General features: G+C 66.2%; 14 protein-coding genes. 4 read left to right on the top strand and 10 right to left on the bottom strand.

The window, feature by feature from the left end; genetic code table 11:
- Positions 1-44: 44 nt before the first annotated feature.
- Positions 45-644, top strand: coding sequence for a GNAT family N-acetyltransferase (locus ACZK0Z_RS09775; RefSeq protein ID WP_049429027.1), 600 nt, complete (start codon positions 45-47; stop codon positions 642-644).
- Here ACZK0Z_RS09775 and ACZK0Z_RS09770 read toward each other — a convergent pair.
- Both ACZK0Z_RS09770 and ACZK0Z_RS09765 read right to left on the bottom strand, forming a co-directional pair.
- The gene (locus tag ACZK0Z_RS09770; RefSeq protein ID WP_049429028.1) at positions 641-1,420 is read right to left on the bottom strand and encodes a CDP-diacylglycerol diphosphatase; all 780 of its coding nucleotides are present in this window, start codon (positions 1,418-1,420) and stop codon (positions 641-643) included. The two genes, ACZK0Z_RS09775 and ACZK0Z_RS09770, sit on opposite strands and share 4 nt — an antisense overlap.
- 68 nt (positions 1,421-1,488) lie before the next feature.
- Positions 1,489-2,145, bottom strand: coding sequence for a decarboxylase (locus tag ACZK0Z_RS09765; protein ID WP_414489310.1), 657 nt, complete (start codon positions 2,143-2,145; stop codon positions 1,489-1,491).
- A gap of 170 nt (positions 2,146-2,315) precedes the next feature.
- Between ACZK0Z_RS09765 and ACZK0Z_RS09760 the strand changes: the two genes are divergently transcribed.
- Positions 2,316-2,612, top strand: coding sequence for a hypothetical protein (locus ACZK0Z_RS09760; RefSeq protein ID WP_197632216.1), 297 nt, complete (start codon positions 2,316-2,318; stop codon positions 2,610-2,612).
- Positions 2,613-2,740: 128 nt separating this feature from the next.
- On the opposite strand, the gene ACZK0Z_RS09755 is transcribed toward ACZK0Z_RS09760, so the two are convergent.
- The 7 genes from ACZK0Z_RS09755 to ACZK0Z_RS09725 all read right to left on the bottom strand — a co-directional run bounded on the left by ACZK0Z_RS09755 (position 2,741) and on the right by ACZK0Z_RS09725 (position 10,623).
- Positions 2,741-3,625, bottom strand: coding sequence for a hypothetical protein (locus ACZK0Z_RS09755; protein ID WP_197632215.1), 885 nt, complete (start codon positions 3,623-3,625; stop codon positions 2,741-2,743).
- Positions 3,626-3,735: 110 nt separating this feature from the next.
- Positions 3,736-5,436 (bottom strand): D-lactate dehydrogenase, encoded by a 1,701-nt coding sequence (gene dld, locus ACZK0Z_RS09750; RefSeq protein WP_049429031.1) that lies wholly within the window; start codon positions 5,434-5,436, stop codon positions 3,736-3,738.
- Positions 5,433-6,572, bottom strand: coding sequence for an FMN-dependent L-lactate dehydrogenase LldD (gene lldD / locus ACZK0Z_RS09745; protein WP_010485059.1), 1,140 nt, complete (start codon positions 6,570-6,572; stop codon positions 5,433-5,435). Before lldD ends, dld begins: the two co-directional genes overlap by 4 nt.
- A gap of 4 nt (positions 6,573-6,576) precedes the next feature.
- Entirely contained in the window at positions 6,577-7,341 is a 765-nt protein-coding gene (lldR, locus tag ACZK0Z_RS09740) for a transcriptional regulator LldR (protein WP_111111910.1), read from the bottom strand.
- A gap of 53 nt (positions 7,342-7,394) precedes the next feature.
- Positions 7,395-9,053 carry an L-lactate permease gene (lldP, locus tag ACZK0Z_RS09735; RefSeq protein WP_049429033.1) on the bottom strand — a complete coding sequence of 553 codons (1,659 nt, stop codon included), beginning with the start codon at positions 9,051-9,053 and terminating at the stop codon, positions 7,395-7,397.
- 232 nt (positions 9,054-9,285) lie between these two features.
- Positions 9,286-9,738 carry an MgtC/SapB family protein gene (locus ACZK0Z_RS09730; RefSeq protein WP_049429034.1) on the bottom strand — a complete coding sequence of 151 codons (453 nt, stop codon included), beginning with the start codon at positions 9,736-9,738 and terminating at the stop codon, positions 9,286-9,288.
- Positions 9,739-9,864: 126 nt separating this feature from the next.
- Entirely contained in the window at positions 9,865-10,623 is a 759-nt protein-coding gene (locus tag ACZK0Z_RS09725; RefSeq protein ID WP_197632214.1) for an SDR family NAD(P)-dependent oxidoreductase, read from the bottom strand.
- Positions 10,624-11,063: 440 nt separating this feature from the next.
- On the opposite strand from ACZK0Z_RS09725, the gene ACZK0Z_RS09720 reads away from it, so the two are divergent.
- Entirely contained in the window at positions 11,064-12,017 is a 954-nt protein-coding gene (locus ACZK0Z_RS09720; protein WP_109813691.1) for a helix-turn-helix transcriptional regulator, read from the top strand.
- 220 nt (positions 12,018-12,237) lie between these two features.
- Positions 12,238-12,702, top strand: coding sequence for an SMI1/KNR4 family protein (locus ACZK0Z_RS09715; protein WP_197632213.1), 465 nt, complete (start codon positions 12,238-12,240; stop codon positions 12,700-12,702).
- A 72-nt stretch (positions 12,703-12,774) separates the two neighbouring features.
- Here the strand turns inward: ACZK0Z_RS09715 and ACZK0Z_RS09710 are convergent, their stop codons facing one another.
- A complete protein-coding gene (locus ACZK0Z_RS09710) occupies positions 12,775-14,685 on the bottom strand; it encodes a CocE/NonD family hydrolase (protein ID WP_197632212.1) in 1,911 nt (636 codons plus the stop codon).
- Between the last annotated feature and the right edge of the window lie 135 nt (positions 14,686-14,820).

Here is a 14,820-nt window from a genome sequence, read left to right as displayed (position 1 = left end):
CTTTTGAATGGTCTCGCAAACCAGGCATTGCCATCGTTCCGGGGATGATGACCCCGTATCCCACATCCGTGCTCCCCGCCCTGCGCCCTGTGTCGCGCCGCCATCTGCTGCAGCTGCAGGTGGCTCCGGTCACCCTTCGCCCGTTCCAGCGCACCGACCTGCCGAGCTGGCGCCTGTTCGACGACCGCCGCCGCCGCGGCCGGCATCTTCAACCCGGCATCGACGAAGAAGCCCGCTTCCTGGCGCACATGCACCGCTCGCGCCTTGAGCAGGACAACGACCAGCTGATGCTGGGCGTCTTCGACGACGAACACGGCACCGTGCTGGACCAGTTGCACGTCCGCCTGCATTCACTGCATTCACGCTGCGCCGAGCTGCTGTCACTGCAGCATTGGCATCCCCACACCGATGCGACCCTGCGGGCCCTGTGCCCGTTCCTGTTCGAGGATGTCGGCCTGCACCGCCTGTTCGTGATGTTGCCGCCCGACTGCGGCGCCCCGTTTGCCCACGCGCTTCGCGCCCGTGGCTTTGAACAGGAAGGCGTGCTGCGCGACCAGCACCTGGGTCCGGAGGGCTGGCAGGACCGCCAGCTATTGGCGCTGACTGCGCCGATCTGGCGCAGCCACCAGCTTGCAGCGGGTTAGCGCACCCGCTCCAGCGCGTCGCCAGCACCGGTCAGGACTGTACAGGCGTGATCCTGCAGCTCTTCGCCACTGGCCTCGTTGCCGCTACCCGCGTCGACGCGGGTGGCGAGCAGGATGAAGCCCGGTCCAGCCTGCACGTTGTCCCGGCCAGCCACCACCAGGCTCCATTGGCCGACGTCATCCACGCCGCTCAGGTCGTAGGCGAGCAGGTTGAGCGGATTGGCGGTCAACTCCGTGCCCGGCAGCAGCCGGGCCTGGTACTGATGGCCGCGCAGCAGCACCGGCAGTGGCGCCCACCGGGCGCCCAGGGCACCGGCATGTGCATCCAGGGCCTGCAGCACATCGGCGCGCAGGCAGTCGACGTGGATGTGCAGCTGGTGCTGCGAGCGGCCGTGGGGGGAATTCAGTGCCAGGCTGGCAACGCTGCGTGGCAGTGGTTGGCCCAGAGCCCGCTCGGTATGGCTGCGGGCCTGCCAGGCTGCGGCAAAGTAATTCGGCGCTCCGCGCTGGTACAGGGCGAGGTTCTCGATGCCGCTGACCTTGTCCAGCGGCATCAGCAGGAACTGGTAGTCACCGTGCGCGTCCTTGACCAGCACATCGCGGCGATCCGCCGCAGCGTCCACCTGCAGACAGTCACCCCGCGGGCCTTCGGCGCCACGGCAATCACGTTCAATCAATCGCCACAGCGCATCGGAATGGGCCGGTGGCGGTGGGGGGGCACTGGCACAGGCGGACAACAGCAGCAGGGACGGCAGCAGGAAGGGGCGCAGGGACACGGCAACGGCTCACGGAACAGGCACGGCAGACGGCGCCGCGCCGCATTCTAGCCAGTGGAGTGCTGCAATCAGTAAGTGCCGAACGGCACTTCAACCACGATCGGGGCGGCGCCCTCGCCTGCCTGCAGGGTGTAGCGGTCCAGCGCACCATCGTCGTCGGCGTGCGGTTGGCGCTGGAAATGCAGCGGATAGCGGCTGTCGCCCAGGCGCGCCGCGCTGCCATCGGCGTCCAGTGCTGCTCCCTCGGGGATCAGCAGCCCACCCAGGTCGCTGTAGGCGCCCGGTACATCGGCGAAGCTGTAGTCGGCCAGCTCGTCCACCCGCTGCATCGCGTAGACGTGCGGAACATAGGGGCGTGCAGGGCTGCGGCCATTGCTCAGGTCGGTCACCCAGGCCTGCGGCAGGTGGTACTGCTCATGCAGCGCCGCCACGCCCAGCGAGGGACTGGCCACCTGCAGGCAGCACACCGTGCGCTTGCCTTCACGATCGAGAATGGCAAAGCGATCACCCCGGCTCGCCGCCTGCGGCAGCATGCCGAAGGCCAGGTTGCGCTGGGCCGGTACGAAGCCGGCCTCGGTCTGCAGGTTGCGCCAGGCACCGAACACCGGGGGTTCGGCCGACGCAGGTTCCGGTTCGGCAGCGGCGACGGCAAACGCCATGCTCAGCATGGACAGCGCCAGTGCCATCATCGTCCTGCCCTTGTCGCGGAAACTGCCTGCCGTCATACCGTGTCCAGCACCTGCACCGGAATGGCCCGGCTCGCCCGCTGGCGTGCTGCCAGTCATCCCTCCCACTATGCAATGGCCACGCTCTGCCGGCAATGACCGTGATGCTGACGCCTTTCGCACGCTGGGTGCTATCGTTCCCGCCATCTCCCCTGCGCAGGAGCGCTCGCATGTCCACCTTCCGTCTGTTCCTGTTGCTGCCCGCCTCGGCCCTGCTGCTTTCGGCCTGCGTCAGTACACCCGGCCCGCAGGTGAAGGGCAGCGGCCACTGCGATGCCAGCCAGCTGGGCTGGGCAATCGGCCAGCCGGCCAATGAAGCGAACATCCGCCGCCTGTCTGCCGAAAGCGGCGCCGGCCTGGTCAACCCGATCGGCCCCAGCACCATCACCACCAAGGACATCCGCCAGGACCGCCTGCGCGTGTTCGTGGACAAGGACAACGTCATTACCGCTACCCGCTGCGAGTAAGCGCCGCCTCGGTTTTTGTAGAGCCGAGCCCACGCTCGGCTGCGCTTCCGTGACAGCCGAGCGTAGGCTCGGCTCTACAGAAAACGCGAGTCGAGCATGACTCGACTCTACAATCCAGGGTTGAGGGCTCAGGGCTCGGTATAACCGGCGCAGTCCGGAAGTGCCTGGTCCGGGTGGAACATGCCCTCGCGGAAACGGAACAGCCGCGTATAGGTGCACGCCGGATCCTGCTCGGTGCGCAGGTCCTTCTTCTTCAGCGGCCCCTTGGCCAGCGAATCCTCGAAGCGCGAAACACCGGCCGGGAACCGGGTCGCCACGGTCTGGTAGCGCAGCACCGGCATGCCCTGCCCTGCTGGATCCAGCGCCAGCTTCGCCGAAAAGCTGTATTCATCGTGGCAGGCGCCTGCGCGCTGCTTGCTGTCCTGTTCGCTGAAACAGGCGCGGATCATCGCGTTACCCCGCCATGGCAGGGTCAGCACATCATCGTCCACCTGGATATCGTCCCGCAGGTGACGCACGCGTGCCAACTGCAGCGTGGACGCATCGGCACCGCCACCGGAGTACATGGCGCTGAATGTGACGATGCCGCCCACCAGCACGTTCTGGCGGGCGCGCTGCTGCGGATCGGTCACCGGCTCATCGCTGCCGACGCCCGGGGCCAGGCGCACGATCAAGGGCCAGAGCTTCAGCTCGCTTTCCTGCGGCACGTCAATGCTGACGTGATAGCTGTGGGGCTTGCCTTGGCCCTGCACTTTTTCAAGCACTTCAAGCAGGGTGGGCCGATCACCCTCCTCGGCTGCGGGCTGCACGCGCACGCACCAGTTGCCGTCCCGCGTGCAGTCATAAAGCCCCGACGGTCCGGCCTCACTCGCGATCAGCACCTGCCCCAGTGGCTCCATCACATTGCCTGCGGCGTCGCGCTGCTGCGGCAGGATCGCGCTCTGGGCCAGCACCAGCAACGGGGTCGCCAGCAATGCAGCGCACAGGGAGGCGCGGGCGGCAGCGGTGGGCATGGACGGCTCCTGCGGATGGGCTTCCGATGGTAACCGTTGACCAGGCGGCGTCGAGCCTGCTCGACTGCTTCTCACCACAAATACCAGCCGAGCGCCGGCTCGGCTCTACATCATCCGCAGTCGCAGCCCCCCCACCCCTTGGCCTTCGAGGTCTGGCCGATGCCCGGGTTGAACGTATTGCTCGGATCAAGCTGCCTGTAGAAGCCCGCCAGCGCCGGCTTGGCCGGGTACAGGTGACCGACATTGTGCTCGGCCGGGTACTCGGCACCACGCTGGTCCAGCAATGCCCACATTGCGTGCTCGATCGCCATCGGGTCTTCCCCCTTGCGGGCGATGTAGTCCTGGTGGAACACGTGGCACAGGAAGTGGCCGTAGTACAACTTGTGCAGCAGGCGGCCGTCGATCTCCGGCGGCAGCTGTTCGAACCAGTCGGCGTCGTCACGTCGCAGCGCGATGTCCAGCGCGACGATGTCCTGCACCTGGTCACGATGCACTTCACGGTAGCGCACTGCGGCACCGGCCACGGCAAAGCGATGCAGGAACGCCTTGCGTCCCTCCTCCGCCGTGCAGTGGAAATAGCCGCCTTCGTGGCCAGCGAAGAAATCGCGCAGCCAGGCTTCGGTCTGCGCTGCGTCCTGCGCGGACACCTTCAACAGCAGGTGATGCTCATAGCGCTGGCGGAACTCACCCATGCGCCTGGGCAGGTGCGAAGGCAGCAGGCCCGTCAGCACCTGCATCACCCGATCGGTCACGCCGCGCAGGCCCAACCGCTCGAACCAGCCATCGACGCGGCTCTTCAGGGCGAACGCGGCCGGCACGCGCGCGGTGCCGAGGCGGTCGATCAGCAGGAAGCTGTCCTTGCCGTAGCGTTCACCGATGTCATAGGCATCGCGGTGGATGTACTCACCGGCAATCGGCAGGCGCTCGAAGCCGGTCAGCAGCTGGCGACGGATCGCGGTGAGGCTGTCGGTGCGGTTGCTGCCGATGTAGAAGACCTCGGCAGCTTCCTTCTCGAAGGTGTCCAGGCGCACCGCGAACACCGCCAGTTTGCCGGCCGAACCGGCCGCTTCGTAATGACGGCTGGGGTCAGCATTGAAGCGCGCCGGGGTCTCGGCGTCGACCCTGCGCACCTCCTCCGCGTAGCGCGGATCGGAGGCCGCACGGCCGTCGCCGTCACCCACGTCCGTCGCCGTGTAGTCGCCGGCCTGCAGGCGCTGCAGGATCTGCTCGGGCGTATCACCCAGCGCGATGTCCAGATGATTGACCAGCTGCAACCGGCCCTGCGCGTCGACCTGCGCGTACAGTGCCAGCTCGGTATAGGCCGGGCCACGGCGCACCAGCGCGCCGCCGGAGTTGTTGCAGATGCCGCCGAGTACCGACGCACCGATGCAGGACGAGCCGATCACCGAATGCGGCTCACGGCCGAGCGGTGCCAGTGTCTGCTCCAGCCGGTCCAGCGTCGCGCCGGGCAGGCACAGCACCTGGCGCCCTTCGTTCAACAGCTGGATGCCGGTCAGGCGCAGCGTGCTGACCAGCACGATCGGGCGACCGTAGTCGTTGCCATCCGGGGTCGAACCGCCGGTCAGGCCGGTGTTGGCCGCCTGCAGGATGATCGCCGCCCCACCCTGCACCGCCGCCTGCAGCACGCGCCACAGCTCCAGCAGCGTGCCCGGGCGCACCACCGCCAGCACCGGGCCATCGCCGAAGCGGTAGCCGCGACGGAAGCGGCGCGTGGCCTTGTCGTCGGTCAGTACATGGCGGCTGCCGACCGCGTCGCGCAACTGCGCGAGCACCGCGTCGTGGCCACTCACGGCAGGCTGACCAGTGAATCGCGGCCGATATCGGCGATGCGGCGCGCGCCGGTCAGCGTCATCGCCACCCGCATTTCCTTGGCAATCAGGTCCAGCAGGTTGGCCACGCCGGCCTCGCCCTGTGCCGCAAGCGCATAGACGAACGCGCGGCCCAGCAGCACGGTGTCGGCACCCAGCGCCAGCATGCGCACCACGTCCAACCCGGTACGGATGCCCGAATCGGCGAGGATCTTCAGATCGCCCTGCACCGCGTCGGCAATGGCCGGCAGTGCGCGTGCGGTGGACAGCACGCCGTCGAGCTGACGCCCACCATGGTTGGAGACCACGATGCCATCGGCACCGAACTTGACCGCATCGCGTGCGTCGTCCGGGTCGAGGATGCCCTTGATCACCATCGGGCCCTTCCAGAACTCGCGGATCCATTCCAGGTCCTTCCATGAAATGGACGGATCGAAGTTGCTGCCCAGCCAGCCGATGTAGTCCTCCAGCCCGGTCGGGTTGCCACGGTAGGTGGAAATGTTGCCCAGATCATGCGGGCGCCCGAACAGGCCCACGTCCCACGCCCAGTGCGGGTGGGTGATGGCCTGGCCGATGCGGCGCAGCGAGGCGTTCGGGCCACTCATGCCGGAGTGCGCGTCACGATAGCGCGCGCCCGGCACCGGCATGTCCACGGTGAACACCAGGGTGGTCACGCCGGCGGCCTGCGCCCGCTCCAGCGCATTGCGCATGAAGCCTCGGTCGCGCAACACATACAGTTGGAACCACATCGGCCGCTGGATGGCGGGGGCCACTTCCTCGATCGGGCAGACCGACACCGTGGACAGGGTGAACGGGATGCCCCGGCTGTCGGCCGCGCGCGCCGCCTGCACTTCACCGCGCCGCGCGTACATGCCGGTCAGGCCGACCGGCGCCAGCGCCACCGGCATCGCCAGTTTTTCGCCGAACAGCTCGGTTTCCAGGCTCAGGTCGGACATGTTGCGCAGGATGCGCTGGCGCAGCGCGATGTCGGACAGGTCGGAAACGTTGCGCTTCAGCGTGTGCTCGGCATACGCGCCGCCATCGATGTAGTGGAACAGGAACGGCGGCAGCCGGCGTTGCGCTGCGGCACGGTAATCGGTGGAGGCGGAGATGATCATTGGGTCAACCGTGTGGGGAAGGTAGACGCGAGGCCCGCGCACGCCGGGCTTCGTTGTCATCGAGGGTGCGCAGCGTGGTGTGCACGAACTCGAGGTGGGCATGCGCGGCGGCGCGCGCGCGTTCCGGGTCGCCGGCCAGCACCGCATCCATCATCTCGCGGTGCTGGTCGGACAGCGGCGAGAAGGTCCTCGCCGAGGTGTAGAGCTTCTCGCGGCTCTGCGAGATGTTGGTCTGCAGCAGCTCGAACAGGCCGCGCATCACCTGCAGCAGCACCAGGTTGTGCGAGGCCTCGGCGATGGACAGGTGGAAGGCCGCGTCGGCCTCGGCCTCGCCGGTGGGGTCGTCCTTGCCGTGCGCATCCATCATGGTCTGGAACGCCTGCGCGATGCGCGCGCGGTCCTCGTCGGTGGCGCGCAATGCAGCATGCCAGGCGGTGGCGCCTTCCAGTGCGTGGCGGATCTCAAGCACGTCGAAGCGGTATTCCGGGTCGCCCTGGAACAGCGGCAGGTACGGCGCCAGCGGTTCGTCCAGCGCCTGCCGCGCACGTGCCGCCGGCTCGGCCACGTAGGTGCCACCGCCGACCCGTGCGCTCAGCAGGCCCTGGCTGGCCAGCTGCGCGATGGCCTCGCGCAACGCCGTTCGCGAGACCCCCAGCTGCACCGCCAGGGTGCGTTCGGCCGGCAGCCGGTCGCCCGGCTGCAGCCGCTGTTCCTGTACCAGGCCGCGCAGCTGCGCGGCCACCTTGTCCGAAATACGTTGCGTGCTCATGGCGCCATTGTGGCCCGAAGCACGCGGCAGAGGGATGGCCGGCGTGGCATGGCTCAGGGAATCATCCAGGTCAGCCAGTAGGCCTGGGCCAGGGTGATCAGGCCGACCATCGTGGTGAAGACCAGGCTGTGCTTCACCGTGAAGCGGAACAGGTCCGATTCCTTGCCGGCCAGGCCGACCGCCGCACAGGCAATGGCAATCGACTGCGGCGAGATCATCTTGCCGGTGACACCGCCGGTGGTGTTGGCCGCTACCAGCAGCACGTCGGACACGCCGATCTGCTGCGCTGTGGTGGCCTGCAGTGCCGAGAACAACGCATTGGACGAGGTGTCCGAACCGGTCAGGAACACGCCCAGCCAGCCCAGGAACGGCGAGAAGAACGGGAACGCATCGCCGGTGTGCGCCAGCGCGAGGGCGAGCGTGGCCGACAGGCCCGAATAGTTGGCGATGAAGGCGAACGCGAGCACCATGCCGATCGAGTAGATCGGCATGCGCAGCTCACGCACGGTCTCGCCGAAGGTCTGCAGCGCCGAACGGGCCGGCATGCGCAGCGCGATGATCGCGATCACCGCCGCGAGGATGATCGAGGTCCCGGTGGCCGAGAACCAGTCGAATTTATAGACCGCCTCATAGCTGAGCGGCGCGTCCACGATCGGCGGCATCTTCTGCACCAGCTGGTCCAGCCCCGGCACCGGAATCTTCAGCACCCAGCCTTCCAGCGGGCCGCCCGCCGCGAACAGCGACTTGAACGGCTTGATGCTCCACAGGGTGACCATCGCAGTGAGGATCAGGAACGGCGACCACGCCTTGGCGATCTGGCCAACGCTGTAGCGCGGCGCTTCCAGTGCCTGGGCGGCCGCTTCGGCGCTGGTTTCAGTGTCGAAGCGGAAGATCCGCACCGGCTTCCAGCGGCGCAGGAACAGGGTCAGGCACACCAGCGACGCCAGCGACGCGGTGATGTCCGGCAGTTCCGGGCCGATGAAATTGGAGGTCAGGTACTGGGCGATGGCGAACGAGCCACCCGCAACCAGCACCGCCGGCCAGGTTTCCTTGATGCCGCGCCAGCCATCCATGATCGCCATGATCCAGAACAGCACGATGATGGTAAGGAAGGGCAACTGGCGGCCCGCCATCTGGCCAATCTCGAACGCATCCAGCCCCGTGACCTGCCCTGCCACGATGATCGGAATGCCCATGGCACCAAAGGCCACGGGCGCGGTGTTGACGATCAGGCACAGGCCAGCCGCATACAGCGGCTTGAAGCCCAGCCCGACCAGCAGTGCCGCGGTGATCGCCACCGGTGCGCCGAAACCGGCCGCACCTTCCAGGAAGGCACCGAAGGCGAAGCCGACCATCAGCATCTGCAGGCGCTGATCTTCGGTGACCGACAGGATCGAGGCGCGGATGATGTCGAACTGCCCGGTCTTGACCGAGACCTTGTACAGGAACACCGCGCCGATGATGATCCAGGCGATCGGCCACAGCCCATAGACGAAGCCGAAGCCAGCCGCACCCAGCGCCTGGGTCAGCGGCATGCGGTAGAACAGCAGCGCAACGCCAAGTGCGATGGCCACGGTGATGGTGCCGGCCAGCCAGCCCTTCATGCGCAGCACGGCCAGGGCAACGAAGAAGAACGCGATCGGCAGCAGCGCGATCAGACTCGACAACCACAGGTTGCCGGCGGGGTCGTACAGGTGTTGCCAGGGCTGCATGAAAGCTCTCGACTGGGGGCGGGATGTGCTCCACCGCAGGCGGTGGGTCGCCGTGCCTGTCGATCATTGGTCTTACCAATATCGATCTTGATCAGGCCACGTAGAGCGGATTTAACCGCCACACTGACGAAGCGCCTATTAGACCATAGGGCTAGATCACATATTGGTCTTACCATTATGACTACCCGTGGTAGTGCCGGCCGCTGGCTGGCAACCTCGTCCGCCCCCTCCCCTATGAGATCTTCTTCTCCAACCGCCGCATCACCGCCAGCACGAGCACACACAGCACGCTCACTCCAATGGCGATCACGTACTTGCTGATCCCCACCGCAATCCCGATGGCCGCCGCCATGATCAACGAGCTGGCAGTGGTCAATCCGCTGACCTGGTCTTCGCGCGAGCCGCGCAGGATGGTGCCGGCGGCAACGAAGCCGACACAGGCCACCACCGCTTCGATCAGACGGACCGGGTCGACCTGCAACAGGTCGCGATAGCGCTCCTGCTGGAAATGTTCGGCGACCGAGTCGCCGAGGCCGACGATCAGCGCAGCGGCCCCGGCGATCAGCATGTGCGTGCGCAGGCCGGCGGCGTGCTTGCCCATTTCGCGCTCGACACCGAGCACGCCGCCGAACAGCATCGCTGCGGCTACGCGCAGCAGGATCGAGACATCCTGGGTGAGTTCCATGGGCAGGCTCCGGGAGTTTCCCGGAGCGTCGCGTGGCGATCGTGGGACGGGGGTGAAGGCGATGGCACGCCTTCTTCACCCCACGCTGTCATCCACGCATGGCGTGGATCTACTGACCGCATTCGCTCACTGCGCCAGGTAGCCACCATCGATGGCGTAGTAGGTACCGGTCGCGAACGAGGCATCGTCGCTGGCCAGCCAGGCCACCAGTGCCGCCACTTCCTCGGCCGTGCCCAGGCGTTTCAGGGCGTGGCGCCCTTCCAGCGTCGTGCGCACCTTCGGGTCCATCTTCTCCAGCAGCGGCGTGCTGATGAAGCCCGGGCCGACCGCATTGACACGGATGCCGTCGCCCGCATGCTCCCAGGCTGCGGTCTGGGTCAGCCCGACAACGCCGTGCTTGGCCGCCACATAGGCCGTGGACCCGGCATACCCCACCTGGCCCAGGATCGAGGCCATGTTGATGATGCTGCCACCCGTGCCGGCCGCACGCATCGCCTGGATCTGTGCACGCTGGCACAGGAATACGCTGGTCAGATTGACGTCGATCACGCGCTGCCAGCCATCAATCGGATAATCGCCACTGCTGGCTGCCGGCCCGCTGATGCCGGCGTTGTTGACCGCGATATGCACGCCGCCCAGCTCCTTCACCGTGCGCGTCACCGCCGCCTCCACCGCGGCCTCGTCGGTGACGTCCAGAGCAATGCCGATCGCCTGCGTGCCGCCAGCCTGCAGCGCCGCCACGGTGGCGTCCACCGCGTCCTGCTTGAGGTCCCAGACCGAAATGCGGGCGCCGGATGCCGCCAATGTCTGCGCCACCGCCAGGCCGATGCCGGATACGCCGCCGGTCACGATCGCGGTCTTGCCGGTGAGCTGGTAATCAATCATCTGTGTTCTCCATCAGTGGGGGGTCTCGGTGCGGCATGCAGCCGCCAACCGACCACGCTACGCGCCTGCACGTGACGACCGGGCTGACATTGCGTCCGCATGCGATCGTTCCACTGATAAAACCTCAACTCAAGTTGATGTATGGAATTGCGTACGGATATGCATGCAAAACGCTGCCGTATGTTTTCCGGATATTTCAATTTGGCCGTATTTACCAATCGTTTTGACCATCTTGAAATCAAATGCGGGTGAATCAAGGCGACAATGGGAAACGTTTCCAGTTTCTTCGACACACACTCATCCCAATCTGGCGTTTCCCCAGCCCTCCGGTATCCCGTTGCCGCCCGCATCGCGACGGGTAACGATCGGAGCAGCGTCTGCATTGCAGTGCGCATCGGCAAGGCACCGCCAGCGTCCACCTCCTGCGCATGTGCCGAGCAATGTCCCGATATTTCACTTTTGCCGATTACCGCCGCTTCGGTCACCGCCACGGTTTTGATTACCGCGCCGACCCGGAACACCTGCGCGACGACCAGTGGGCTGGCCATGGCGAGGTCAACGAGCAGTTCCTGCGTGGTGGCATGAGTCTGATCGCGTCCGATGTCCATAATCGTTTTCCGTACGTCGCCACGGCTCAACAGAGTCCCGGGCTGGCCATCCGCGTGATGCTGCAGGGCCAGGTGGATGTACGCATCCCCAGGCGCAGCGGCTTCACCCTGCGCGCCGGCACCGCGATGACCGCGCACCACCGCGAACAGGTCGAAATGACCGGCGCGCATCCCGGCGAAACGCGCATGCGCGGCGTCAGCGTGATGGTACCGGCGGAGATCGATCCGGATCTGTTCCAGCTGCCGCAGCTGCACACGGCGCTCAGCACTCACCTGGAATGCCGCCACTGGGCGATTCCACACACGCTGCTGCCGGTGCTGGGCCAGTTGTTCGACAGTCCCTGGCAGGACGGCATCGACGCGCTGTGGCGCGAAGGCGTGGCCCTGCAGCTGTTGGCCGTCGGCCTGCAGGCCGAGGATCTGCAGACCGACCCTGTGCGCACGCTGCGCGCAGGCCAGCGCGAGCGCCTGGAGCGTGTACGTGCCTACCTGCACGATGATCCGAGCCACGCCCACAGCCTGGTCGAACTGGCACAGTTGGCCTGCATGAGCCCGAGTTCGCTGCGCCGCCACTTCGCCCAGCAGTACGGGAGCTCGGTGTTCGACTACCTGCACGAACAGCGCATGCGTCATGCCGAGCAGGGCCTGCGCGAAGATGGCTGGACGGTCGAGCAGGCCGCCGCCGCCAGTGGTTACCGCCACCCCAGCAACTTCGCCGCCGCATTCCGCAAGCGTTTCGGCCTGGTACCCAGCCGCTGGCGCACCGGGCCCTCAAAGGTTGGATAGCAGCTTCTGCTTCACGCCATCGCGGATGCCGACCGCCGGCCGGCACTACCGCAGCCGCCTGAATCGACCTGCCATGGCTCCGCTCTGGTAGGTGTCGACCTTGGTCGACACGCGCTGGAAGTGATCATGTTCCCGACACATCTCTGCACATGTCGCATATGCCCATTGCCACCAAAGATGGGCAGCGCCATCGCAGTAAGGCTGACTACAGGGACTTCTCGTGGACAACCGAGATCAACCAAGCACGCCTTACTTCATCCGATGCATCCACAGTCCATGGCTACCCGAGACAGGCGCGCATGCGGACGATCTACGCCGCTTACAGGCACATTGGAGCGAGGCAGCGATTCCAGAGGACTTCATACAGCTCCTGCGTTGGTCAAACGGTGGGCGCTGCGTGTTCCCTCATGTTTATGTCGACCTATGGTCCGTCGCCAGCATCATTCAGCTCAACCGCAGCTACCAGATTCGTCTTTATCTTGGCGACTCCCTGATGGGCATTGGAACGGACGGTGGATCGACGCTCATCGCGCTGGTTCTCTGCCCGCTCAGTCACGGACAGATCGTCTCATTCGATCTGGGCGATCTCGACATCAGCCAGGGCAAGCCCATCGCCGAATCCATTGTCGAGCTCTTTCGTAAGTTCGACAGCGGGCTGCTGACGAGCGACAACCTTTATCCTTGAACATGGAAATGCCGGCCAACGGCCGGCACTACCACGTGCTGCCGGGCTATGCCCGGCGTCATCCTCTCCGCCTCAATACACCGGCAGATCGATGTAGCTGGCCTGCGCCGCGCTGTGCCATACCCGCTGCGTGGCCTTCTGGTAATCGCCCGGCTTGGCCAGGTAGATGTTCGGCACGTAGGTCTGCGGGTTGCGGTCATACAGCGGGAACAGGCTGGACTGCACCTGCACCATCACCCGGTGCCCCTTCTGGAAGGTGTGGTTGGCGTTGGGCAGGTCGAAGCGGTACGGCAGCACCTGGTTGGCCGCCAGCGGCTTCGGATCGCTGAAGCTCTCGCGGTAGCGGCCGCGGAAGATCGCCAGCGACACCGGCAGCTCGTAGCCACCCATCTCCGGCGTCGAGGCCTCCTGGTCCGGATACACGTCGATCAGCTTCACCACCCAGTCGCTGTCGGTGCCACTGGTCGAGGCCTGAAGATGCACCACCGGCGCGCCGCCGATGCGCAACGGCGCGGTCAGCGGTTCGGTGATGAAGGTCAGCACGTCAGGCCGGCCATCGACGAAACGCTGGTCCTTGACCAGCCAGGTCGTCCACATGTCGCGGTCGCTGAAACGGACCGGGCGCGGCACGAACGGCACCGGCTTGGCCGGGTCGGACACGTACTCCTCGAAGTCGCCCTCGCCCGCCGCCGGCGCCTGGAACGCCAGCTTGCCGCCGGCGCGCAGGTACAGCGGTTTGCTGCTCGCGGCACAGCCCTTGTCGCAGCTGCGCGGCCAGCCCTTCAGGCGATCCCAGTGATTTTCGCCGGTGTTGTAGATCAGCACCGGCGGCGTATCCGCCTTCGGCGCGCCATCCACCAGGTACTGGTCGAAGAACGGCTTGAGCACGTCGCGGCGGAACTGCAGCGCAGTATCGCCGTCGAACTTCAGCGCGCCCAGTTCGCTGGCGCTGTAGTTCACCTGGCTGTGTCGCCACGGGCCCATCACCAGGTAGTTGCGGTTGTTGCCGCTGTCGCGCCCTTCCATCGCCTGGTAGGCATGGTTGGCACCCCACATGTCCTCCTGGTCCCACAGGCCCTGCAGCCACATGGTCGGCACCTTCAGCGGGGTCTTCGCCATCACCGCATCCAGCGCCTGGCCCTGCCAGAAGCCGTCATAGGCCGGGTGCTCGACCAGCTTCTTCCACCAGGTCAACTGGTCCACGCCTGTGAAGCGCGCGTAGTCGCCGGCCGAACCGATGCGCAGGAAGGTGCTGTAGTCGTCGTAACCGAGGCTGGGCAGCGGCGTACCCTTGCCGCGCTTCTCGGTCTGCATTGCGAAATAGTTGAAGTTGACCTGGCGGAACGCACCGTAGTTGAGCCAGTCGTCACCCATCCAGCCATCGACCATCGGGCTCTGCGGCGCGGCCACCTTCAGCGCCGGGTGCGGGTCGGTCAGCGCCATCACCACGGTGAAACCTTCATAGGACGAGCCCAGCATGCCGACCTTGCCGTTGCTCTCCGGCACGTTCTTCACCAGCCAGTCGATGGTGTCCCAGGCGTCGGTGGAATGGTCGACCTTGGTGTTGTTCAGTGGCCCGCGCAAGGGCCGGGTCATCACGTAATCGCCTTCGGAGCCGTACTTGCCGCGGATGTCCTGGAACACGCGGATATAGCCGCCATCAACGAACACCTCGTCGCCCTGCGGCAGCAGGTCGCGCATGCGCGGCGAATCACTGCGGCTGGCGCGGCCAGCGGCATCGTAGGGGGTGCGGGTCAGCAGGATCGGGGCATTGCGGGCGCCCTTGGGCACCACGATCACCGTATACAGCTTGGTGCCATCACGCATCGGCACCATCACCACGCGCTTGTCGTAGTCACGACCGACATCAGGGGCAACGAAGGGCTTGCCGCTGATGTCCGGGGTCATCGGCGGGGTATCGGCGGCCAGCACGGTGCTGGACAGGCAAAGGGCAATGGCTACAGCGACGGCACGCACACGCATGGACAACCCCTTCCGGCGGGAAAGACCCCAGCCTACTCCTGCCCTGTGCCGTGAAGTGTGTGCAGGCTTTGCATTCTGCGGCGGGAGCAGGCAGGACTGATGGCACATGTGCTGCCCGACGGGCACGCACCGCTC

Source organism: Stenotrophomonas sp. 116085_Sma (assembly GCF_056479585.1).
Note: the sequence above shows the minus strand (reverse complement) of the source record. Positions and strands in the feature narration are given on the sequence as shown.